This is a genomic window from Nostocoides sp. (genome assembly GCF_035343835.1).
Classification (GTDB): domain Bacteria; phylum Actinomycetota; class Actinomycetes; order Actinomycetales; family Dermatophilaceae; genus Nostocoides_A; species Nostocoides_A vanveenii.
In genome coordinates, this window is record NZ_DAOQZV010000021.1 from 1 (window position 1) to 23,253 (window position 23,253).

Annotated in this window: 15 protein-coding genes; 10 read left to right on the top strand and 5 right to left on the bottom strand. The window is 67.5% G+C overall.

Annotated elements, in window-relative coordinates; genetic code table 11:
* Positions 1–74 precede the first annotated feature (74 nt).
* From PKH97_RS03010 to PKH97_RS03020, 3 genes are all read left to right on the top strand, one after another.
* Positions 75–1,055: a ribose-phosphate diphosphokinase gene (locus tag PKH97_RS03010; RefSeq protein ID WP_324385922.1), complete on the top strand. Its 981-nt coding sequence runs from the start codon at positions 75–77 to the stop codon at positions 1,053–1,055.
* A 203-nt stretch (positions 1,056–1,258) separates the two neighbouring features.
* Complete coding sequence (locus tag PKH97_RS03015; protein ID WP_324385923.1) at positions 1,259–1,912, top strand: 50S ribosomal protein L25/general stress protein Ctc; 654 nt, start codon at positions 1,259–1,261, stop codon at positions 1,910–1,912.
* A gap of 217 nt (positions 1,913–2,129) precedes the next feature.
* Positions 2,130–3,665: a sugar transferase gene (locus PKH97_RS03020; RefSeq protein ID WP_324385924.1), complete on the top strand. Its 1,536-nt coding sequence runs from the start codon at positions 2,130–2,132 to the stop codon at positions 3,663–3,665.
* 26 nt (positions 3,666–3,691) lie between these two features.
* Here PKH97_RS03020 and PKH97_RS03025 read toward each other — a convergent pair whose 3' ends face one another.
* On the bottom strand, positions 3,692–4,573 hold the full coding sequence (locus tag PKH97_RS03025) for a sulfotransferase (protein ID WP_324385925.1): 882 nt from the start codon (positions 4,571–4,573) through the stop codon (positions 3,692–3,694).
* A 1-nt stretch (position 4,574) separates the two neighbouring features.
* Complete coding sequence (locus PKH97_RS03030) at positions 4,575–5,486, bottom strand: sulfotransferase (RefSeq protein ID WP_324385926.1); 912 nt, start codon at positions 5,484–5,486, stop codon at positions 4,575–4,577.
* Between the two features lie 181 nt (positions 5,487–5,667).
* Between PKH97_RS03030 and PKH97_RS03035 the strand changes: the two genes are divergently transcribed.
* The 5 genes from PKH97_RS03035 to PKH97_RS03055 all read left to right on the top strand — a co-directional run bounded on the left by PKH97_RS03035 (position 5,668) and on the right by PKH97_RS03055 (position 11,856).
* A complete protein-coding gene (locus tag PKH97_RS03035; RefSeq protein ID WP_324385927.1) occupies positions 5,668–6,612 on the top strand; it encodes a hypothetical protein in 945 nt (314 codons plus the stop codon).
* 11 nt (positions 6,613–6,623) lie between these two features.
* Positions 6,624–7,574 carry a sulfotransferase gene (locus PKH97_RS03040; protein WP_324385928.1) on the top strand — a complete coding sequence of 317 codons (951 nt, stop codon included), beginning with the start codon at positions 6,624–6,626 and terminating at the stop codon, positions 7,572–7,574.
* A gap of 3 nt (positions 7,575–7,577) precedes the next feature.
* On the top strand, positions 7,578–9,044 hold the full coding sequence (locus tag PKH97_RS03045) for a hypothetical protein (RefSeq protein ID WP_324385929.1): 1,467 nt from the start codon (positions 7,578–7,580) through the stop codon (positions 9,042–9,044).
* 164 nt (positions 9,045–9,208) lie between these two features.
* Positions 9,209–10,537 carry a DUF1565 domain-containing protein gene (locus PKH97_RS03050; protein ID WP_324385930.1) on the top strand — a complete coding sequence of 443 codons (1,329 nt, stop codon included), beginning with the start codon at positions 9,209–9,211 and terminating at the stop codon, positions 10,535–10,537.
* A gap of 26 nt (positions 10,538–10,563) precedes the next feature.
* Complete coding sequence (locus PKH97_RS03055; RefSeq protein WP_324385931.1) at positions 10,564–11,856, top strand: right-handed parallel beta-helix repeat-containing protein; 1,293 nt, start codon at positions 10,564–10,566, stop codon at positions 11,854–11,856.
* 80 nt (positions 11,857–11,936) lie between these two features.
* Here PKH97_RS03055 and PKH97_RS03060 read toward each other — a convergent pair whose 3' ends face one another.
* Complete coding sequence (locus tag PKH97_RS03060) at positions 11,937–13,250, bottom strand: hypothetical protein (protein ID WP_324385932.1); 1,314 nt, start codon at positions 13,248–13,250, stop codon at positions 11,937–11,939.
* A gap of 327 nt (positions 13,251–13,577) precedes the next feature.
* Positions 13,578–15,407, bottom strand: coding sequence for a 6-bladed beta-propeller (locus PKH97_RS03065; protein ID WP_324385933.1), 1,830 nt, complete (start codon positions 15,405–15,407; stop codon positions 13,578–13,580).
* 192 nt (positions 15,408–15,599) lie between these two features.
* Here PKH97_RS03065 and PKH97_RS03070 point away from each other — a divergent pair, with 192 nt between their 5' ends.
* The gene (locus PKH97_RS03070) at positions 15,600–17,378 is read left to right on the top strand and encodes a hypothetical protein (RefSeq protein WP_324385934.1); all 1,779 of its coding nucleotides are present in this window, start codon (positions 15,600–15,602) and stop codon (positions 17,376–17,378) included.
* An 84-nt stretch (positions 17,379–17,462) separates the two neighbouring features.
* Here the strand turns inward: PKH97_RS03070 and PKH97_RS03075 are convergent, their stop codons facing one another.
* Positions 17,463–19,289 carry a 6-bladed beta-propeller gene (locus PKH97_RS03075; RefSeq protein WP_324385935.1) on the bottom strand — a complete coding sequence of 609 codons (1,827 nt, stop codon included), beginning with the start codon at positions 19,287–19,289 and terminating at the stop codon, positions 17,463–17,465.
* A 190-nt stretch (positions 19,290–19,479) separates the two neighbouring features.
* On the opposite strand from PKH97_RS03075, the gene PKH97_RS03080 reads away from it, so the two are divergent.
* The gene (locus PKH97_RS03080) at positions 19,480–23,022 is read left to right on the top strand and encodes a hypothetical protein (RefSeq protein WP_324385936.1); all 3,543 of its coding nucleotides are present in this window, start codon (positions 19,480–19,482) and stop codon (positions 23,020–23,022) included.
* The last annotated feature ends 231 nt before the right edge of the window (positions 23,023–23,253 follow it).

Sequence of the window (23,253 nt, forward strand, 5' to 3'; positions counted from 1 at the left end):
TCGGCGGCCGCCGCAGAGGCGGCGCTCGCTGCGCAAGCCGATGCCGCCGCCGGAGCGACCGAGGAGGCGACCCGATGAGTGCCATCGTGAAGAAGACGCGCAAGCACCTGATGGTCTTCTCCGGGCGCGCCGGACACGATCTCGCCGGCGAGGTCGCCGTGTTGCTGCAGACCGAGCTGGTCCCTACCCAGATCTACGACTTCGCCAATGGCGAGATCTTCGTCCGCTACCAGGAGTCGGTGCGCGGCTGCGATGCGTTCGTCATCCAGTCGCACGTCGCCCCGATCAACGAAGCGATCATGGAGCAACTGATCATGGTCGATGCGCTCAAGCGGGCCTCTGCCAAGCGGATCACCGTGGTCATGCCGTTCTACGGCTATGCGCGCCAGGACAAGAAGCACCGCGGACGGGAGCCCATCTCGGCCCGCCTGGTCGCCGATCTGTTCAAGACCGCCGGCGCGCACCGGCTGATGGCCGTCGACCTGCACACCGACCAGATCCAGGGCTTCTTCGACGGCCCCGTCGACCACCTCATGGCCCTGCCGGTGCTCAGCGACTACGTAGCCAAGAAATACAAGGACGAGGCGCTGACGATCGTCTCGCCGGACGCCGGCCGGATCAAGGTCGCCGAGCACTGGTCGCGCCGGCTGGGCGGCGCCCCCCTGGCCTTCATCCACAAGACCCGCGACACCTCGCGGCCCAATATCTCGGTCGCCAACCGCGTCGTCGGTGACGTGTCCGGGCGGGTGTGCATCGTGGCCGACGACATGATCGACACCGGTGGCACCATCTGCAACGCCGCCGAGGCCTGTATGGCCGCCGGCGCGGCCGGCGTGGTGATCGCCGCCACGCACGCGATCTTCTCCGACCCCGCGGTGCGCCGGCTTTCCGAGAGCGTCGCGCGGGAGGTGGTCGTCACCAACACCTTGCCGCTGACCCCGGAGCAGCACTTCGACAAACTCACCGTGCTCTCGGTCGGCCCGCTGGTCGCGGCGGCTATCCGGGCGGTGTTCGAGGACGGCTCGGTAACCTCGCTGCTCGGCGATTACGCATGACCTCGGCAGCCGTCCGCGATTTCGCGAGCACCGCTGCCGGCCAGTAGAATCGCGTCAATGCCTCGGCGAGGGGCGGCCCGCGGGCCGCTCGTGATCGACGCGGTGGTGCCCGATGATGACGCGCCGCCACGCGCTCGTCGCTGGGCCGCCACCGCAAACCGGTGCGACGGGAGACCGCGCGCCACGCCGAAGGAGATGCCCTCGTGTCCACCGACAACCGCCTCGACGTCCAGAAGCGCACCGAGTTCGGCAAGGGCGCAGCCCGCCGCATCCGCCGCGCCGGCAATGTGCCCGCCGTCGTCTACGGCCACGGCACCGCCCCGATGCATATCACCATGCCGGGCCACGACACCATGATGGCGCTGAAGAACCCCAACGCCCTGCTCACCCTGATCGTCGAGGGCGAGGAGCAGCTCGCGCTCGCCAAGGACGTGCAGCGCGACCCGATCAAGCCCGTTATCGAGCACGTCGACCTGGTCATTGTCCGACGCGGCGAGAAGGTCACCGTCGATGTCCCGGTCCACCTGACCGGAGAGGCCGCCGCCGAGACCGTGGTCACCGTCGAGCACCCGGCTCTCCAGGTCGAGGTCGAGGCCACGGCCATCCCCGAGAGCATCGTCATCGACATCGAGGGTCTCGAAGCCGGGACGCAGATTCACGCCGGGGCCATCGCCCTGCCGGCCGGCGCCAGCCTCGCGGGCGACCCGGAGGCACTGGTCGTCAACATCTCCGCGATGATTTCGCAGGAGGCCTTGGACGCCGAGCTCGCCGAGGCGGACGCCGAGGCCGAGCCGAGCACCCAAGAGGATGCTGCCGACGAGGCGCCCGAGGTCGCGGACGACGCCGCCGAGGCCTGAAATCCCGTCATGTCGCGCCCCGCAGATGCTGCTGCAGAATGCGGCATCCGCGGCGGCGTGGCGGACTTTCCCGACCTACCTATCGTGATATGGGCCCGGTGCGGTACCGTCCGTCTGGTAACAAGACAGCTCCCGCCTCCCGTCTGTCCCATGCTTCACAGCTCAAGGCATCGGTTGGGGTCGGTGTCGACAACCTTTCTGTATGCGGGAGGCATGCGTGAGTGGGGCCATCCACGCGGAGGAATCGGCGACGTCGTCCGTTTCCGAACCCCCGCGTTCGACAGCAGTGCGCCCGAGTGCGTCGACCGCCTTCTGGCATGTGCCGGACTGGGCCCATCCCCGCAGTGACACCGAGGGCCCGGGCCGCGGGTGGCGCGCCCGCTATCGCGCCCGCGTCATCATCAGTGACTTTCTCGCCGCCCTCGTCGCGTGCACGACGGCCGATCTCTTCCGGTATGGCGGCATCCCCAACCTGCGCGTCGCGCTCCTGACCGCGGTCGTTCCGTTTGTGTGGGTGCTCGCCTGCGCCCGCTCTGGCGCCTACCGCGCCAACAACCTCGGCATCGGGCTGGATGAGTACCGCGCCATCGGCCGGGCGCTGGTCATCCTGCTGGCTCTGCTGTCAGTGGGCCTGATCGCGCTGAACTGGCGGATGTCGCGGGCGCTCTTCTTCATCGTCGTCCCGCTGACCTTCGTGTTGACCCTGCTCGCCCGCCGCGTCCTGCGCGGCCGGCTCGCCCGCGCTCGGCACCTCGGCCATGCCCTGCAGCCGACCATCGTCGTCGGCCGCGGGCTCGCCGTGCACGACATGATCGCCGAGATTCAGAACGACCCGATGTCGACCGGGATGCGGATCGTCGGTGCCTGCGCGTCCGACCTGCCGGATCCGTCTTGGCTGGCCGACGTCCCTCTCTACGGAGGGCCCGAAACCGCTTTGCTCGCCGTGCGCGACACGGGTGCCGAAGCCGTGGTCGTCGCCTCCGACGCCTCCTTCTCGGGCAAGGCCTTGCGCCGGTTGGGCTGGGCGTTGTCGGAGATGGGTGTCGACCTGTTCGTGCACCCGGGCATCAACGAGGTGGCCGCGCCCCGACTGACGCTGCGCCCGGCGGCGGGTATGAGCCTGCTGCACGTCGAGGGCCCGACGATCGGCGGTTTCGACGCCTTCGCCAAGCGGACCATCGACATCGTCTGCTCCCTGGGCATCCTGATTGTCTCCTTCCCGGTCTGGTTGTTCATCGCCGCCTCCGTCTGGGTGCACGACCGCGGCCCGATCTTCTTCGTCCAGCAGCGTGTCGGGGAGGAGGGCCGCACCTTCCCGATGCTGAAGTTCCGCACGATGGTGGTTGACGCCGAGGCGCGCCTGGCGGAGTTGAACGCTCATCCGCAGGTCAACCAGATGCTCTTCAAGCACAAGCAGGATCCGCGCATCACCGGGCCCGGCCGCGTCCTGCGCCGATTGTCCTTGGATGAGTTGCCCCAACTGATCAATGTGCTGCGCGGCGAGATGTCTCTCGTCGGGCCCCGCCCCCCGCTGCCTCGCGAGGTCGACGCCTACGAGCCCGACGCCCTGCGCCGGCTCAAGGTCCGCCCCGGCCTGACGGGCATGTGGCAGATCAGCGGTCGGTCCGACCTGAACTGGGAAGACTCGTTGCGGCTGGACCTCTGGTACGTCGACAACTGGTCACCCGTGCTCGACGTGATGATCCTGATCCGCACCGTCCGTGCGGTCGTCAAGGCCGACGGCGCCTACTGACCCCCGCGCCGGTGCCGGACCGGGTGTCAGCTCAGGTCGTAGGCGTAGCGCGTCAGTTGCGCGCCGGCGACCGACTCCATGTCGGCGACCTGCTCGGGGAACAGATCGCGCAGGTAGGCGGCCTTGCGGCCCGAGGTCAGCGAATAGCGCGCGATGCCCGCTTCGAAGGCCTCGGTGTAGCTGAGCCCGATGTGCTCCAGGATCGCCGTCAACTGTGTCGTCGAGTCCTCGAGCACGTCCTCATAGCGCACCGTCAGCCACCGCTCGCCGAGTTCGGTCGCGCATTCCTCGTGCGCATCGACCAGGAGCCGCCAGGCAATGGCGGCCAGGGCGGGCTGGCTGCGGCCGGCGGCGCTCCAGGCGGCGTCGAGTTCGGGGGAGAGCTCTCCGAAGTGCCAGCCGGCGGGCCCAAGGTGGCCCTTCCACCAGTCCATCTGCAACCAGGAGTTCGCAACCGCGCGGCCGTCCCGGACGATGTGCACGAAACGCGCATCGGGGAAGGCCGCCGCCAGGAACCGCGCGCGCGGCCAGCCGGTGAACTTGTGCAGGAAGACCTCGGCGGAGTCCAGGCCGGCCATTCGCTTCTCGACGAAGGTATGCAGCCTCCCGGCGAGCCAGGGAGTCAGATCGGCCGCGGTCAGATCGGCGGCCGGGTCCACGAGCATGGGGGAGACTTCACGGGAGAGCACGCGATAGCCCTCGCTCGGTGCGAGCCGGGCCCGACCCTTCTCGCTCACGGCAGCCGGCAAACGTCGCCAAAGCGTTAGCTGCTGGGCGTTGCCCTGCCTGATGCCCAGGTCGTCCAGATTCGTCACGAAGCCGGTCGCGGGGTGGCGAGCGATCAGCTCGTGCACCAGGGTCGACCCGCACCGGCCGGTGCCGAGGATGAAGGCGGGGGGCAAGGTCATCTCAGCGGTATCCCATCGCAGTCAGTTGGGGTTCGAGGTGGGCCAGGGCCGCCTGCTGCTCGAGTGGGACCTCGGCCGCCCACGCAGCGTTTTTGTTGGGGAAGCGGATGCGTTCCAGCTCGGCCAGCCAGGTCGGGTTTGCGGGGTCTAGCCCGGCGAACCCGGCGATCTGAGGCAGCACCGTCATCGGGGCGGCGACCAGGTCCTCATACCGGATCCGCAGCACCTGATCGGCGGGCACATCGGCCAGGCCCGACTCGATGGCCTTGGTCTCTTCGACCCAGTGCCGGGCACACAATTCGAGCGCGTCCTTGCCCTCGGCCGCCCACTGCGTCGGTGTGCGGTCGGAATACCACCAGACCGGCATATCCGGCCACCAGTCGACGCGGCTGAGCGAATAGGCGACGGCCCGACCGTCGCGGGTCACATCGAGGAAGCGGGACTGCGGAATCAGTTTGTGCAACAACCCGATTCGGCGGTTGTGGCCAATGCGCTTGCTGATGAGCACCGTGCCGCCGCTGCGTCGCGTCGTCGCCGCCAGCAAGGGCGCCAACTGCCGCTGCCGGTCGGTGATCTCGCCTCCCTCCCAGGCCTCGGGCACGTCGCACTTCTCGAAGAGCGGCTCGCCCTCGACCGGCTGCGGGAAGAGCCGCTCGTCCAGGGACCGACGGGAGTTGTACCGATAGGCGTTGTCGCCGTCCTCGCCGAACCACACCCGTCGCCGTTGGTCGGCGCGGCGCCCGGCCACCCGGTTGAGCGCCGCCAGGGCGCTCACCCCAGGCAGACGCCGTTGGTAGTTGTTTACCCAGGCGGCCTGCGGATGCAGGGCCAGCGCGCGGTAGACCAGGCTCGTTCCGGACCGCGGGGCCCCCACGACGAAGAGCGGCGGCAGGGGCCGGTTGCGTGAGTTCACGGTGGATAGAACCTTCCGAGCGGCGGCGTGGACGTCAGGAGGCGGACGGCCGCCCCATGGCCGGGGTGTATCGTAGTCGGTCGGGGCGCCCGGCCAGGATCGATGACGAGATGGCGGGCCTAAGCCCCGTCTCTTATGTGAGAGCAATCGTCAATCCTCGTGAAAGAGTTGTGTCACCCCGATGGAACTACGCGAACTGCTGGCGCACCTTGGTCGCCGCCTCTGGCTGCTGGTGATCATTCCGGTCGCTGCCTTGCTGCTCGTCTTGGGCCTGAATGCGCCGAGTGGCACCCAGTACACGAGCTCGGTCAACCTGCGCGCGACGAACCCGATCGGTGACCCGACCGTCGCCTCGATCAACCTCGTAGCCGGTTCGCTGGTCAACGCCGCCACCAATGACGAGGTGGTCACCAAGATCGCGCAGGCCGCAGGTGTGAGCGCCGACCGCGTCGGCAAGACCCTCTCCGCCAACCGGATCGCCGACACCGAACTGGTGCACGTCTCCTATTCCGACAGCGACCAGGCTGTCGTCGACAAAGTGATTCAGGCCGCCCCCGCCGCGATGCAGGACGCCGCCTTCGCTCCCGCGCTCAACCAGGCGCGCGTCGCGCAGACCGAGGCCAAGAGCACCCTCGACACCGCCCTCGCCGAGTTGGAGAAGGTGCAGAAGTCGACCGGTGTGACCAACCCCGACCGTGAGTACCAAGCGGCCACATCCGAGGCCACCTCGCTGCGCGTCGCCCTGGCCACGGCCAAGGGTCGCCCCGACACCGTCACCACCAAGCCCATCGAGGACGCTCTCAAGGCCGCGCAGAAGCGTGCCGAAGAGATCACCGCCGCCCAGGCCGAGCTCGCGGCGCCGCAGTATGCCGTTGACAACGCTCGTCAGGGCCTCGCCGCCCGCACCCAGGCCCTCGGCGACATCAACGCCCGCAAGGCCGCCAGCGTCGCCGAGTCGATCTCGACCGATGTCACGCCGCTGGACTGGAAGACCAGCGTCCTGCGCCGCGCGGTCTCGGCCGTCCTCATCGGCCTCGCGCTTGCCATCCTGCTGCTCGCCATCCCCGAGGTGCTGCGTCGCAGCCGCGCCGGCAGCGACGACGAGTACTACACCCAAGAGGACTGAGCCAGCCCGTCATGCCCAGTGACTCCCAGGTCCGGGTTCTCTATGTCGGGGGGACCGGCCGAAGCGGAAGCACCGTCGTCGCCAACGCCCTCGGCGCGCTCGATGACGCGGTCAGCGTCGGTGAGGTGCGCTACCTCTGGGAGCGCGGGATCACCGAGAACCGGCTGTGCGGATGTGGCCAGCGGTTCGCGAACTGCCCCTTCTGGCAGCAGGTCCTCGACACGGCATACGGGACCGACGTCCCCAACGCCCACGAGGTGCATCGCCGCCTGACCGAGGTGACGCAATTGCGCACCCTGCCGGGCTTCCTGCGCTCGCCCGCCGAGGCCAGTCAGGCGCCGGCGGATCTCGCCGACGTGCTGCGCCCGCTCTACGCGGCGATCGCAACCGTCTCGGGTGCCTCGCTGGTCGTCGACTCCTCCAAGCTGCCGACGTATGCCGGCGTGCTCGCCGGCGTCGACGGCCTGACCCTCGATGTCGTGCACCTCGTGCGCGACCCGCGGGCGGCCGCCTTCTCGTGGAAGCGCACCAAGGAGCAGCCCGACCGCGGCCGGCCCGGCCTGATGGAGCAGCGGGGGGTCGTGAAATCCTCCGTTCTCTGGACCGCCTGGAATGCCGGGCTGGAGCGAGCCTGGCGCCGCTCGCAGAACTACACCCGGGTGCGCTACGAGACCTTCGCCGCGCATCCGGCCGAGACGATCGCGCTGCTCGCGGATTTCGTCGGGCACACCGGCGCCGACCGGGTCGTCGATGACGAGGGCCGACTGCACTTGCCGCCGAATCACACGGTCGCCGGCAACCCCGCCCGGATGTCGGCCGGTCCCACGCCGGTGCGCCTCGACAACGAATGGGCGACGGCGATGAACCGACGCGAGGTCCGTGTCGTCTCAGGGCTGACCGCACCGCTATTGGGGCGCTACGGCTACCCCCGCGCCGTCGGCGCGCCCGATCAAGAGGACTGACCCATGACGCGCAAGGCGATGGCAGGGATCGCCGCGGCGCTGATCCTGGCCGTGACCGCCGGCTGTGACAGCCCGGCGAGCGTGACGCCCACGGCCAGCGGAACCATCGGGACAGCCAATCCGGTTGTGCTCGAGGGCGGAGCCGCCGACATCGGGATCAAGTGGAACTGGAATCTCAAACCGCCGCTGGCGTTCGCCAGCAAGGTGGGCTGGGGGGAGACCTTCTTCGAGGTCGAATGGTGCGCGGTCCGCGACTCGCCCGAGGCCAATCGCTTCCGCCAACTCGAACGCATCCTGACCAAGTCGCAGCAGATGGGCTACCGGCTCATGGTCAAGATCCGGGTGGGCGGCTGCTCCGGCGGACCCGAGCAACTCGATCCCGCCGAGGGCACTCGCAAGCGGCCCAGCAGCCTGCCCGACGACCCGGCCGCCTACCAACAGTTCGTCACCAAATTGGTCACGCGTTACAGCCCCCGCGGCGTCAAGATCTGGGCGATCGAGAACGAAGTCGACGCCAACAACTTCTGGCAGGGCTCGCCGCAGGACTATGTCCAAACGGTCAAGCTCGCCGCCGACGCGATCCGCCGAGCCGACCCGCAGGCGACGATCCTCGACGCGGGCATCTCCAGCACCGGGTATGGCATCGCTTTGGCCGGGGAATTGCTCGACGCCGGCCACGACCAGGAGGCCCTCGAGCTCTACCAGCGGTGGTATGACCGGCGGCACGACACCGGGACCGCGCGCTTCCCGGTGGTCGGCTCCGTCGATGAGTTACGTTCCCTGCTGCAGGATGGGCGCGCCAAACGCGTCCGCGCGATGGTCGCCGCGAACTGGGAGGCGGTCAACTCCGGTGCAGTGACGGCCTACCAACTCCACTTCTATGAGAACCCCGATCTGCTGCCGACCCTGCTCAGTTACATCCAGCGCCACCTGACCCGGCCCCTGCCGGTCCAGGGCTGGGAGATCGGGACCGCCTGGCCGGGTGACGGCTACACCGAGCAGATCCACGGCGCCGAGACCGCGCGACTGATCGGGAGCTTGCTTGCGGCGCAGGTCAGCCCGGTTGTCTACCTGCCCCTCGCCTACACGCCCGGGGGCGCCACCAAGGTCGAGATCTTCCGCGGTCTGGTCTCACCCGAGGGCCAGGAACTGCCCTCCGGTCAGGTCTACGCGCGGTATGCCGCCGCCTTACGGGCGAGCACCGCCATCCGTGGGGTCGGCTTCGACGGTGGCACCGGTGTCCTGATCGTTGGCCCCTCGGGCACGCTCGCGGCCGTGTGGCCGACGGGAACTGGTCAACTGAGGCTCAAGGAGGGGTCGGCCGTCGCGGCGAGTGCCCCGACCACGCCGGTTGCCACCGGGGCGTCGGTCGCCGGCCCGCTGTTGATCGATCTGTCCAGCACCGACGCCGAGAAGGCGTTGCGCGAGGTATCGAGCGACCTCGGTGTCACGGTGAGCGCCGGCGGCTGAGCCGCCACGCCGGACCGATTGTCGGTCGTTACGCAAAAGTGACTACACTCGGGCTCTGTCGCGCCCGTCCTGACGTCACTTTGCGACGTTTCAGGGACTCACCGCAGGGGTGAGTGCGGGGCCGATGTGTACCTCGTCGTCACACAGTGAGAAGCAGATCCCCCATGAAATCCACTTCCTTCCCCACCCGTGCCCTGGCCGCCGGCGTCGCGGGCAGCGCCCTCGTGGCCGCGCCTTTGGCGCTCACTGCAGGGCCGGCGTCGGCCGCAGGCACCACCATCGACGTCGCCGTGACCGGCAATGACGCGAACCCGGGCACCCCGTCGGCCCCGCTGCGCACGGTGCAGGCGGCCGTGGACAAGGCCGTGGCCGGCACCACGATCAAGATCCACAAGGGCGTCTACGACGGCCAGATCAAGATCCGCAAGTCGGGGACGGCCAGCGCTCCGATCACGGTGACCAACGCCGGTGACGGGGCGGTCACCCTCACCTCGACCCAGCCGATGCCGGCATGCAGCAGCAACCAGCCCGATGGCATGCGCACCATCTTGATCATCGACGGGTCCGACTACTGGACCTTCCAGGGCCTGAACATCGTCAACGGTGTCTATGCCACCGGCTCCGATGCCGGCAATGCGTTCACCTGGCACAACACCCTCGTCGAGAAGGGGGACTGGCAGACCCGCCGCAAGGTTCCCGGCGCCGGCAGCTACAGCCCCACTGCGGCCAAGCAGGTCATCCCCTACCTGCGCACGGTCACCAAGACCCCGACCCTGGACTCCGCGGACGGCATCAAATTCCTGAACAACACCATCACCAAGAAGGGGCTCTTCTTCCGGATGAGCTCCTATGGCGTGGTGTCGGGCAACAAGATCACCGATGTCGCGTGCGGCACCGGCCCCGGAGTCTGGCTGATCACCTTCTCCAATGGCTGGCAGGTCACCAAGAACGACGTCTCCAAGATCGCCCCGTCCACCTGGAAGCACTTCATGCAGGAGGGCATCCGCCTCGGCACCTCCTCCAACTACAACTCGGTGACCAATAACAACGTCCACGACCTCGCGGGCGACGGCCGGGCCTACAACACGGACGTGGACAGCAGCTGGAACACCTTCAGCGGCAACAAGGCGACCAATGTCGCGATCGGCTACAACGACCAGATGTCCGGCTGGGGCAATGTCTGGAAGAACAACAGCGTCACCAGCTTCCGCACCTACGGCTTCGGGGTGCGTCTGATGGACGGCAAGCTCACGCTGCCCTCCTACAACTCCAGCGCCAACAAGATCAACATGACCTGCAATGTCGTCAGCAAGCCGGTCGGGACCGCCAAGTCCTTCGGCGTCGGCGGCACGATGTACGGCACCTACGCCGGCAACGCGTGGACGACAGCGCAGGTTGGGAAGAATGTCGCGGTCTACTGGGGCAAGTACGGCAACACCTGGAATGGCACGAAGTCGGCCCCGCCGAAGACCTTCGCTCCGAGCTCCTGCTGAGTCGGACCCGGTCAATGCCGACGTCGATGACGATGCGGCCCCTGACGGGCCTGGCCTGCTCCGTTCTCGTCGGCGGCCTGGGCGTGGCGTATGCCGCTGCCCCGGCCGCCGCCGGCGGCGCCACTCTCGATGTGGCCACCACGGGTTCGGATGCCAACTCCGGCACGGCCGACGCGCCCCTGCGCACCGTCCAGGAGGCGATCGACCGGGCGACACCGGGGACGACGATCCGCCTGCACAAGGGCACCTACTCCCAGGAGTTGGAGATCCGCAGTTCCGGCAGCGCCGGGGCACCGATCACCGTCACGGCTGCCGGCGACGGGCCGGTGACCGTGACATCGGCGCAGGCACCGGATGGCTGCGGGGCTCGCCAGCCCTCCTCACGCCGGACCATCAATGTCAGCGGCGGTGCGGACTACTGGACCTTCACCGGCTTGACCATCGTCAACGGCGTCTACATCAATGGCGAAGGCACCGGGAAGACCTACGCATGGCACGCGGGACTGGCCAAGAAGGGTCAATGGGAGCCCCGCCGGAAAGTGCCGGGGACGTCCAAGAACGATCCGGTCGCGGCCAAGGGCGCGGTTCCCTATCTCGCCAACCTCCTCCATGCCGACCTCGACCCGTCCGAGCACATCGAGTTCATCGGCAACACGATGACCGGGCGCGGGATCTATGCCACCTTGGCCAACTACGGCGTGGTCAAGGACAACACGATCACCAACATCCTGTGCGGCACCGGGCCGGGCGTGTGGGTGATGAACTTCAGCAACTTCTGGGAGGTCAGCGGCAACGACATCTCCAAGATCGCCGCCTCCACCTGGAAGCATTACATGCAAGAGGGCATCCGCTTCGGTAGTGCGGCGAACTACAACAGGATCGTCGGCAACACCGTGCACGACCTGCCCGGCGACGGACGGGCGTTCAACACCGATGTCGACGGCAGCTTCAACCTCTTCCAGAACAACATCGCCACCAATGTCGCGATCGGCTTCAACGACCAGATGGCGGGCTGGGGCAACACGTGGGTCGGCAATCGCGCCAGCAAGTACCGCACCTATTGCTTCGGCTTCCGGCTCAAGGACGCGACTTTGCGGACGCCGTCGCTGAACAGCAGCACGAATATGTCCACGATCAGCAATAACACCTGCAGTTCACCGGTGTCCGGCGCTCCCGCCCTGGGCATCGGTGCGGTCATGAAGAGCAGCTTCAACGCCAACACCTTCCCGAAGGTGATGCTCGGCACCTATGTCCCCGGCTACTGGGCCAAGCAGGGCAACACCTGGAACGGCTCCTCCAAGCCCCCCGCCGAGGGCTGAGCCGCCCCCTCAACGCGTGCGGCCGCCCCGGGGATGGATATCCCCGGGGCGGCCTTATCGTTCTGGGGCGCTGCGTTCGTTCAGCAGCCGGCCGAGGAGAGCGCCGGCGTGGTGCCGGGCAGCAGGCTCGATCCGTTCCAGGTATTGCCTTGAGCCGACCAGTAGGTCTGGAGGTTCTTGCTCAGCCAGATCAGCGGCATCTGGTTGCCGACGAAGGTGCCATTCATCATCCCGCCGACGCCGAGTGCTTTGGCCTTGCCGACCGCGCCGGTGGTGACATTGCAGCGCACGATCGGGCCGTTGGAGCTGCTGGCATACGACGGGGTCGCCAGTTGGGCATCCATCAAGCGGAAGCCGAAGCCATAGGTGCGGTAGCCGGAGACCGTGTTGTACTCCCAGCGGTTGCCCCAGCCGGACATCTGGTCGTTGTAGCCGATCGCCACATTGCTGACCGTGTTGCGGTGTAAGTCGTTCCAGCTGGCATCCACATCGGTATTGATGCCGCGGCCGTCGCCGGGCAGGTCGTGCACGATATTGCCGGTGACCTCGTTGTAGTCGGCGGCGCTGCCGAGGCGGATGCCCTCCTGCATGTAATGAGCGGCCGTCGAGATCGCAATATCGCTGATGTCATTGCCGGCGATCGTCCAATTGTTGCTGAAGGTCATCAGCCAGATTCCCGGCCCGATGCCGCAGGGGATCTGCGAGATGGTGTTGTCGGCGATGACGCCATTGCTGGCCAGTGCGCCATAGATGCCTCGCCCGGTCATCGTGTTGCCGATGATCCTGATCCCGTCGGCGGAGTCCAGATCACTGGCACCGGTGACGGTGCGCAGATAGGCGATGGTGTTCGCGGTCGCCGGCTGGTTTCGGGAGCCGTGACCCGGGACGGCGCGCCGCGTGAGGTAGTCATTGGCCTTGACCAGGTTGGTCAGCCAGCTGTAGGCGACATTCGACTTCTTGCCGGCGATCCAGATGCCGTTGTGGATTGCCAGCCCGTCGATCTGCCAGTAGTCGGCACCATTGGCGATCGTGATGGTGCGATCGGCCGCGGGCTGGCTGTTGCTGCACGCCTGCGGCTTGGAGGCGTAGGTCAAGGTGACCGGGCCATTGCCGGCAGGGGTGATGCGGATCGGTGCGGCTGCCGTGCCCGACGTCTTGATCTTGACCGCGCCGGTGTAGGTCCCCGCGAGGATCTTGATGGTGGTGCCGGGGGTGGCGCGATCCACGGCGGACTGGACGGTGGCCAGTGGCGAGGCGAGGGTCCCGAGACCGGTTGCGCTGCCCGCCGGTCCGACATAGATCTCGGTCCCGTCGGCCTGGGCGCCGGAGGCGACCCCCACCGAGGCGATCAGGGCGCAGGCGGCGCTGAGGCAGGCGAGCGGGCGTGACGGCACTGTCTACTCCGTGGGGTCGGCCGGACCGCTGCGCCTGGAGAAGTCCGACGGCGCGTGCGTTGTCCGATGTGTGGGGGGCGTGTGCGGAGAGCCGCGCCGCGGTACGTGCTCCCGGGAACGGCGTCGAGCACAATAGCGAATCGGGGCGCAGGGGATCAATGCGCTCGCGTGCTGCCCAAGACCGGACGGCGCCGCTTTCGCTCACCGGCGACCTGACGCGCTACTCGCACGTCACATGCGCAGACTCTCGGAATGTCAAAACGGCGCGCCGACTGTGATTCACATCACAGTCGGCGCGTCGTTCGGATGATGAGACGGGGCGTCGGGCTACTTCGTGTTCAGGTTGAAGACCGAGACCCGCTCGTTGCCTTCTTCCATGATGTAGAGCCGGCCGTTATAGATGGCCAGGGTGTCGGGTTGGTAGAGCTTGCCCGCGACGTACCCGCGCTGCGAGATCTTGGTCACGAACGCGCCCGACTTGGTCCATACCTTGACCTTGTGTGTGGGCACATCGGCGACGTAGACCCGCTCCTTGTCGATCGCGATGCCATAGGGCGCCGAGAGCTGGTTGTCCGCGGTGCCCCGGCCGATAGCGAGCTTGCCGAGGTAGGCACCCGACGCGCTCCAGTGCGTGATGGCCGCCTTGGCGCTGTCGGCGACCCAGACCGACTGATCCACCGGGTCGATGGCGATGCCCTTGGGGTAGCTGAACTGGGCGTTGGTGCCGAAGGTGGTCACCAGTCCACCATTGGAGTTCAGGACCTGAACGCGGTAGTTGTTCGAGTCCGCCACATAGATATTGCCGTTGTTGGCGACGGCGAGACCTTGCGGGTTCTTGAACTTGCCCGGCGTGGTCCCGGCCTCGCCCGACCCCCACTTGTAGGTGCCGTCCTTGGTGTAGGCGACGATCCGGCCGTTGTCGGTGTCGGTGATCACCCAGTCGTTGGTGACCGGGTTGCTGGCGATCGCCCGCGCATAGTTGAACAGGTAGGGACCGCGGCCGCGCTTGCCCCATTGCTTCTGGAAGGCGCCGGTGGCCGAGAAAGTCTGGATGCGCCAGTTGTAGGTGTCCGAGACGGCCACCGTGCCGTCCTTGGCGACGGCGACCCCGCGCGGGGCGTTGAAGCCGCCGGCCGGCGGCAGCTGCGGCGGGTTCGGGTCCGACATGAGGTACTGGCCGGTCGGGCTGAACTTCTGCACGCGGAAGTTGGGCATATCGGCCACCCAGACATTGCCGGAGTTGTCGACCGTGATCTCGCGGCCGCCGTCGGCGAACTGGCCGGGACCGGCGCCCATCGATCCCCACCGGGTGATGAAGTTGCCGTTGAGGTCGTACTTGTTGACTCGGTTCGCCTCCCCATCGACGACATAGACCCAACCGCGCGCCTTGTCGACGGCGATGCCGCGCATGTCACCTTGGAACTGGCCGGCCTTGGAGCCCTTCGAGCCCCACTTGCGCAGGAAGGTGCCGTTCTTGTCGAAGACCTGAATCCGGTAGTTGCCGGGGTCGACGACGTAAAGGTTGTCGGAACCGTCGATCGCCAACCCGTGCGGGCTGCGTATCTGGCCGTTCGCCGACCCGAAGCCGCCGAACGACTTGATTTCCGCGCCCGAGGTGTTCGACATGACGATGTTGTGATCCCAGGTGTCGGCGACGAAGACCGTTCCGAGGCTGTTGACGACCACGCGCGAGGGGTAGAGGAACTTGCCGGCGCCCGTACCCTTGGCGCCCCAGCTGCGCAGGAAGGATCCGCCCGCGGAGTAGACATCGATGGTGTAGCGGTCGGTATCGGCCATATAGATGTCGCCATTGCGCGGGTCGACGCCGAGCCCGTAGGGCGTGTAGTACTGGTTGGCGCCATTGCCACTGTTGTTGATCAGCACGCCGAGCGAGGCGCCTGCCGGGCTGTAGCGCAGGACGCGGTAGTTCCAGTAGTCCCCGACGATGATGTTGCCGTCCTTGCCGGTGGCCATGCCCCAGGCATACAGGCCGGCGTGGCCGGGACCGCCGATGGTGCGCTCGAAGGTCGGGTTGATCGTCCCCTTGGCCGAGTCACCGGGGTCGGCGGCCGTGGCGACTTGGGCGCCGGCGACGAGCCCGGCGGCGGTGGTTATGGCTGTCGCCAGGAGACTGAGGCGACGAATGGGTGTGGTCATGGCAAGCTCCCCCAGATCATTCGGAGATGGTCCGCGTGTCGTTGGTGCTGCCTCCCGGGCAGCGGGTCCCCGCCATGGTAGCCACGACCTGGGACAGTGGCCAACGATTCGTCGAGGCCGTCGGCCCGTGACCAGCCGGTACGCTGGGCCGCGGCCCGGCAATCCGGCGCCCGATATCTCAAGGGGAAAGCTGTGCGAACGTATTCATTGATGCTTGGGGCCTGCGTGGGCGTGGCCGGCCTCGGGGCCACTGCGGCTGCGGCACCCGCCGGGGCGCGCGGCGTCCCGGCACCGACCGTGCTCGGTGGCCAGGGCCATGCGACGGTCTATGCCTCCGGGATGGAGGTCGCTCCGGACGGCACCTTGGTGGTCGCCGACACGGGCAACGACTCGGTGGCGAAGTTCACCGCCGGCGGGAAGTTGCTCTGGCGGGTCCCGGCCGGTGTTGCCGAGGGGGATGAGGCCGAGAACGCGCGCGATATCGCCGTCGACGACAATGGCTTCATCTATGTCGCGGACGCCGCGGAGTTCCGGATCATCAAACTCGATCCGGTGGACGGGCATACGATCAGGTGGTTCAACGGCCCATCCGGTGACCGGCTCGGGTCGCCGATCGGGATCACGGCCAAGAAGAACAAGATCTACGTCTCCGACGGCGCCAAGAAGAAGGTGCGCGTCTTCGACGCCAATGGCACGCAATTGCAGGTCTTCACCGCCACTGGGGCATGCGATCTGTCGGCCGTGCGCGACGCCGATGCCGACGCGGTGGGCAATGTCTATGTCGCGAACTACAAGAACAACAACATCGTCAAGTTCTCGCCCACCGGCGCATGCCTGACGACGTGGGGCTCCCAGGGCACGGCCAACGGCCAGTTCAAGAACCCCTATGGCGTGCGGGTCGCGAGGGACCCCAAGTGGGGCGAGGTCGTCTATGTCGCCGACTCCAACAACGATCGTGTCCAGGTCTTCTCCAAGACCGGCGCCCTGAAGGCCGTCGTCGGCAAGGCGGGCGCCTTCAACCAGACGGGCACCTTCACCACCTTGCGCCGGGTGGCCGTCGCCCCGGACGGTGACATCTGGGGCGCGGATCTGTGGGGCTGGCGCCTGGTGCGCTTCGACCGGACCGCCACGGGCTACGCCTACGCCCAGACCATCGGCGGCCAGGCTCCGCCTCTGACCAACTCGGCCGTCTTCAATGAGCCCCGCGCGGTCGCCGTGGGCACCGACGGCAACCTGAACATCATGGACACCGTCAACCAGCGGGTGGTGACGATGACCAAGTCCGGCACCGTGCTCGGTGCGTGCGGGCAGCGCGACTACCGGCCGATCTCGGTCAACTGGCCGCGTGGCGTGGCGATCGACCCGGTGACCGGGGACCGGTGGATCGCCGACACCAAGCAGTCGCGTCTGCAGATCTTCCCGACCAAGTGCGGGCTGCAGACCTACCGCCTCGGCAATGTCGGCACCGCGACGCAGCAGTTCACCTGGCCGTATGCCATTGCCATCCGCCCCAGCGACCGCCTCGCCTTCGTCGCCGACACCCAGAACAACCGGGTGACCGTGTGGGATGTCGCAACGCGATCCGCCTTGGGCACCTACACCGGCCTGAAGTCCCCGCGCGCCATCGCTGTCGACGCCGCCACAAAGAATCTCGTCGTCGCCGACGCCGGCAATGCGCGCATCGTGACGCTCTCCTACTCGAAGGCGGCCGGCTTCGCCGCGGTCTCCACGATCACCCCGGCCGGCTTGTCGATGCCCGAGGGGGTGGCCCGCGCGGCCGACGGGAACTACTGGATCGGCGACACCGGCAACAACCGGATCGTCATCGCGACCCCGTCCGGGACGATCGTCGAGACCATCACCACGGCCGCGGGCAAGGCCATCAGCAAGCCGACCTCGATCACCGCCGTCGGCGGCGCGATCTATGTCAGCGACACCAACAACGACCGGGTGCTTGTCTACGGCTCGTGATTCGGCGGCGGTCGCCGACGACAGGTCGAGAAGGCCGAAGGCCCGGCGCGCACTGCGCGCCCGGCCTTCGGTTTGTCGCGGAAGCTACTTGACGTTGAGGTTGAACACCGAGATCCGCTCGTTGCCCTCTTCGGCGACGTAAAGCTTGCCCTTGTCCACGGCGATGCCGTCCGGAATCAGCAGTTTGCCCTTGACGGTGCCGCGCTGAGCGATCTTCATGACGAAGACGCCGGCCTTGGTGTAGACCTTCACGCTGTGCGTCGGGGTGTCGGCGACATAGATCCGCTCGGCGTCGGCAGCGATGCCGAAGCTGCCGCTGATGGCGTTGTCGGCCGTGCCCTTGGCGATCGGCAGCGTCTTGAGCTTGACGCCCGCGGTGCTCCAGTTGGTGATCTGGTCCTTGGCCGAGTCGCTGACCCACAAGGTGCCGTCGACGGGGTCGACGGTGATGCCGCGCGGGTAGACGAAGTCGGTGGCCGAGCCGAACATCCGCAGCAGGTTGCCGTTGCTGTCGAGCACCTGGATGCGCTGGTTGTTGGAGTCGGTGACATAGATCGTGCCGTCGGGCGCGACCGTGACGGACTGCGGGTTGCGGAACTGGCCGAGCCCGCCCTTGCCGGCGGTGCCGGTCGACCACTTGTAGACGCCGTCCTTGGTGTAGGCGGCGATCCGGCCGTTGTCGGTGTCGGTGATGATCCAGTCCCCGTTCACCGGGTTGGACGCCACCGTGCGGGCGTAGTTGAACAAGTACGGTCCGCGCCCGCGCCCACCCCACTCCTTGGTGAAGGTGCCGGCGTTGGTGAAGGTCTCGATGCGCCAGTTGTAGGTGTCGCTGACGGCCACGGTCCCGTCGGTCGCGTTGACAGCGACGCTGCGCGGGGCGTTGAAGCCACCCGGGACGGGGGGCTGCGCCGGGTTGGGGTACTGCATGAGCGCCGCGCCGGTGGGGCTGAACTTCTGGACCCGGAAGTTGGGCATGTCGGCGACCCAGACATTGCCCTGCTGATCCACGGTGACCTCGCGGCCGCCGTCGGCGAACTGGCCGGGGCCGCTACCGAGCGAGCCCCAGCGGGTGATGAAGTTGCCCATGAGGTCGTACTTGTTGACCCGGTTGCCCTCGCCGTCGACGACATAGACCCAGCCGTTGACCTTGTCGACCGCGATGCCGCGCATGTCGCCCTGGAACTGGCCGAGCTTGGAGCCCTTGGTGCCCCACGTGCGCACGAAGGTGCCGTTCTTGTCGAAGACGTCGATGCGCCAGTTGCCGGTGTCGACGACATAGAGGTTGTCGCTCGCGTCGAGGGCCAGGCCGTGCGGGGACTTCATCTGGCCGTTGGCGACGCCCCACGTGCCGAACTGCTTTATCTCGGTCCCGTTGCGGTCCGACATCACGATGTTGTGATCCCAGGTGTCCGCGGTGAAGACCGTGCCGAGGCTGTTGACGACCACGCGGGAGGGGTAGAGGAATTTGCCGGGGCCGGTGCCCTTGGCGCCCCACGAGCGCAGGAAGGCGCCGTCCTTGGAGTAGACGTCGATCTGGTACTTGTCGGTGTCGGCCATGTAGACATCGCCGTTGCTCGGGTCGATGCCCAGGCCGTAGGGCGTGTAGTACTGGTTCGCGCCGTTGCCGTTGTTTTTGATGAAGACGCCGCCGGGTCCGACCGGGGTGCCGTCCGCATTGAAGCGCAGCACCCGGTAGTTCCAGTAGTCACCGACCAGGATGGTGCCATCGAGTTGAGTGGCCATGCCCCAGGCATACAGTCCGGCGTGGCCGGGCCCACCGATGGTGCGCTCGAAGACCGGGCTGATGGTGGTCGCGGATGCCGGTGCCGCCGCGAGGCCGGGGCCCAGGGCGAGGGCGACGCCGGCCGAGACGCCCAAAGAGGTGGTGATGCGCGCGCGCAAGGACAAGGGAGACCCCCGACGTTCGTGGATATGGATGCTGTGGGCTGGCGCCAACTGACCGCCGTCGTTCCGCTTGCGGAAGCCCCCGCGCTATGGTAGCGCGCGGGGTGCGATCTCCGTAATTCCACGTCGTCAGCGGGGTATGTCATCATCGACGGCGGCCAATGCTTGATTTTCGAAGGGTGGAAAGACGTCCATGACGATTTCGCGCGCGCGCCGGCGGTTCCTCGCCGGTGCTACCGCTGGTGTGGTCGGTGCAGGGGGTGTGCTCGCTGCGACCGCGCCCATGGCGCAGGCGGCGACGCTGCCCACGCCGACCGTGCTGGGTGGCCCCGGCCACGCCACGGTCTATGCCTCCGGTTTGGAGGTCGGTCCGGACGGCACCCTCGTGGTCGCCGACACCGGTAACGACTCGATTGCGAAGTTCTCCGCCTCCGGCACCCTGATCTGGCGGGTCTCGGGTGGCACCACCGACGGTGACGAGGCCGAGAACGCTCGCGACATCGCGATCGACAGCAGCGGCGACGTGTATGTCGGCGATGCGGCGTTGAGCCGGGTCATCAAGCTCTCGGGCAGCACCGGTGCCACGCTCGGCACCTGGACGGGTCCGTCCACGGACAAGATCGGCTCCCCGATCGGCCTGACCTACAAGGACGGCAAGATCTACGTCGCTGACGCGCTCAAGCGCAAGATCCGCATCTTCGATACCTCTGGCGTGCAGCAGTCCGCCATCGGCGAGAGCGGTTCGTGCAGTCTGGCTGCGGTCCGGGACGCGGACGCCGACAGCGCGGGCAATATTTATGTCGCCAACTACACCAACAACAACATCCTGAAGTTCTCCTCCTCGGGCACTTGTCTGGGCACCTGGGGGACCCAGGGGAGCGCGCCGGGTCAGTTCAAGAACCCCTACGGCGTGCGCGTGGCCAATGACCCGGTCTGGGGCGAGAGCGTCTATGTCGCCGACTCCAACAACAACCGGATCCAGATCTTCTCTACCTCCGGCTCCTACCGCACCTCCTTTGGCACCACCGGCACCTACAGCCAGACCGGCAGCTTCACCACCTTGCGCCGGGTCGCCGTCGCCAGCAACGGCGACGTCTGGGGTGCCGACCTGTGGGGCTGGCGCCTGGTGCGCTTCGCCCGCACGAGCACCGGCTTCTCCTACGCCCAGACCATCGGTGGCACCCCACCGCCCCTGACGTCGACCGCTGCCTTTAACGAGCCTCGCGCCGTCGCCGTCGGCCCGACGGGCAATCTCAATGTCATGGACACCGTCAACCAGCGGATTGTCCAGATGACCCCCGACGGCGCCATCGTCGACTCCTGCGGTGAGCGCGATTCGCGCCCCGTCTCGCTGAACTGGCCCCGCGGGCTGGCTGTCGACCCGGCCACCGGCGACCGCTGGATCGCCGACACCAAGCAGTCGCGCCTGCAGATCTTCCCGGCGCGCTGCAGCGACCAGAAGATCCGCCTCGGTGACAAGGGCAGCGGCACCGGGCAGTTCTACTGGCCGTATGCCATCGGCATCCGCAACAGTGACCGGCTCGCCTTCGTCGCCGACACCCTGAACAACCGGATCGTCGTCTGGGATGTGGCCTCGCGCACTCAGATCGCCTCCTACACCGGTGGCGGCCTCAAGCAGCCGCGCGGTGTCAGCGTCGACCAGGCCACGGGCCAGATCATGGTCGCCGACACTGGCAACAACCGCCTCATCGAGCTGAGCTACTCCAAGTCGGCCGGCTTCGCCGCGACCCGCGCCATCGCCCCTGGCCTGTCTGGGCCGGAGAGCGCCGCGGTCGACGTCAACGGCGATGTGTGGGTCGCCGACACGGTCAACAACCGCGTCCAGATCATCAACTCGGCCGGGACGATCACCAACACCATCACCTCCTTCGACGGCAAGAGCTTGAAGGCGCCGAGCACGGTCAGCGTCTCGGGTGGCACGGTCTTCGTCTCCGACACCGGTAACGACCGGATCCTCAAGTACACCCTGAAGAACACCCCGCCACCCGGCACCGGGCCGCAGTACAAGAGCACGCTCTACGGCTACGCGCCGGCGGACATGTACCCCGTGGACGTCACCAGCACCCCGACCCACTACTACGTGGTCGACCCGGGCCGCTACAGCATCTTCGGCGTCAACCGGGCCACCTCGGCCATCGACTACCAGGCCGGCGGCACGCGCGGGTCCGGAACCGATGAACTCGCCGCGGCCCGTGCCCTCGCGGCCGACAGCAGCGGCAATGTCTGGGTCGCCGACACGCCCAACAACCGCATCGTCAAGTACGACAGCACGCTGAAGAACCCCAAGACCTTCGGCTCCAAGGGCACCGGCAACGGCCAGTTCACGGCCATCTACGGCATCGCGGACGGCCCCGGCATCGGGGCCGGCGGCGCCAGCGCCGAGGTCATCTACACCATCGATGCCAACCGGATCCAGAAGTTCACGACCTCGGGCACCTGGCTCGCTACCAAGGTGGACCCCACCTTGAACCAGCCGCGCCAGATCGAGGTCAACAAGACCAATGGTGACGTCTACGTCGTCAACGCCCGCAACAAGCAGGTCGTCGTCTACAACAAGAACCTCACCGAGCTGCGCCGCTTCGGCAGCGTCGGCACCGGCAACGGCCAGTTCATGGGCGACCCCCGCGGCATCACGGTCACCCCGGACGGCTCGGTCGTCTTCGTCACCGACGACGGCAACCGCCGCATTCAGGCCTTCTCGGGCACGACGGGCGCCTACCTCTTCCAGATCGGCGGGACCGGCGTGTTCACCGACCCCCGCGGCATCGAGGTCACCGCGGACAAGAAGCTGATCATCGCGGACGAGTGGGACTTCGCCCTGAAGGAGTACACCTACACCACGTCTGGCGCCACCAAGGTGCGCCAGTTGTTCGGCAATGCGGCCAAGAACACCGGCGCCAACAGCCCGCGCGGCCTGGCGCTCGACAGCCTCGGGCACATCTTCGCCAGCGACTGGTGGAACCAGCGGATCATCCGCACCGACCTCAGCGGCGGCAACTTCTTCACCTGGGGCAAGCGGGGTATCCGCGGCGAGGTCGGCAGCCTCAACTTCCAGTGGGGCGTGGCTGTCCAGCCGGGCACCAATAACGTCTTCGTGGCCAACCGAGAGAGCCACGAGATCAAGGTGTTCAGCAACAACGGCACCCAGTTGTGGGCGTGGGGCAAGCGCAGCTCGGCACCGGGCGACTTCACCTTCCCGCAAGGTCTGACCTTCGACAAGGACGGCACCTTGCTGGTCGCCGACTCGGGCAACGGCCGGATCGAGCGCTTCAAGGTCAACAGCGACTCGCTGACCTACATCACGTCCTACGGCACCACCGGCACCGGCACCGGCCAGTTGCAGATGCCGACCGGCGTCGACACTGCCGCCGACGGGACCATCTGGATCGCCGACACCAAGAACAACCGGATCGTCAGCTATAAGCCGTCGACGGGCACTTGGGGCACGCCGATCACCAAGCCGGCGGGGTCGACGCGGCCCTTCGCCGTGCCGTGGGGCGTCACCGTGGCTCCCGACGGCTACATCTGGGTCGCCGACACCGGACGTCAGCGGTTGGTGCGGATGTCGACCAGCGGCACGATGAGCTACGAGGTGACCGGCGCCAGTGCCGGGACCTCCGACTTTGTCGGCCCCTTCCAGGTCGTCTTCGACGCCTCCGGCGATCTGTACATGTCCGACACGTGGGGCAACCGCGTCATCCGCCTGGGTTTCTGACCCTGCGGTGACCCCCATGCCCGGGCACTAAGTTCGACCAGCGCCGGTCGGCGAACCCCACGACGGGGACGCCGACCGGCGCTGCCGCGCTCCGACCGACACAAGAAGAGACCTCACGTATGCCTGCCGAACTCCCCGAGAACCGATCGGCCGCGGGCCGCGCCCGCGCGCGCCTAGGCCGCCACGTCGCCTGGGCCCGCGATGGCGGCATCGGGCGGCTGATCGAGGAGG

Coding starts and splice junctions, on each gene's coding strand:
- PKH97_RS03010 (WP_324385922.1), top strand. CDS start 75: ATGAGTGCCATCGTGAAGAAGACGCGCAAGCACCTGATGGTCTTCTCC.
- PKH97_RS03035 (WP_324385927.1), top strand. CDS start 5,668: ATGGAACTACGCGAACTGCTGGCGCACCTTGGTCGCCGCCTCTGGCTG.
- PKH97_RS03025 (WP_324385925.1), bottom strand. CDS start 4,573: ATGACCTTGCCCCCCGCCTTCATCCTCGGCACCGGCCGGTGCGGGTCG.
- PKH97_RS03040 (WP_324385928.1), top strand. CDS start 6,624: ATGCCCAGTGACTCCCAGGTCCGGGTTCTCTATGTCGGGGGGACCGGC.
- PKH97_RS03080 (WP_324385936.1), top strand. CDS start 19,480: ATGACGATTTCGCGCGCGCGCCGGCGGTTCCTCGCCGGTGCTACCGCT.
- PKH97_RS03045 (WP_324385929.1), top strand. CDS start 7,578: ATGACGCGCAAGGCGATGGCAGGGATCGCCGCGGCGCTGATCCTGGCC.
- PKH97_RS03055 (WP_324385931.1), top strand. CDS start 10,564: ATGACGATGCGGCCCCTGACGGGCCTGGCCTGCTCCGTTCTCGTCGGC.
- PKH97_RS03065 (WP_324385933.1), bottom strand. CDS start 15,407: ATGACCACACCCATTCGTCGCCTCAGTCTCCTGGCGACAGCCATAACC.
- PKH97_RS03050 (WP_324385930.1), top strand. CDS start 9,209: ATGAAATCCACTTCCTTCCCCACCCGTGCCCTGGCCGCCGGCGTCGCG.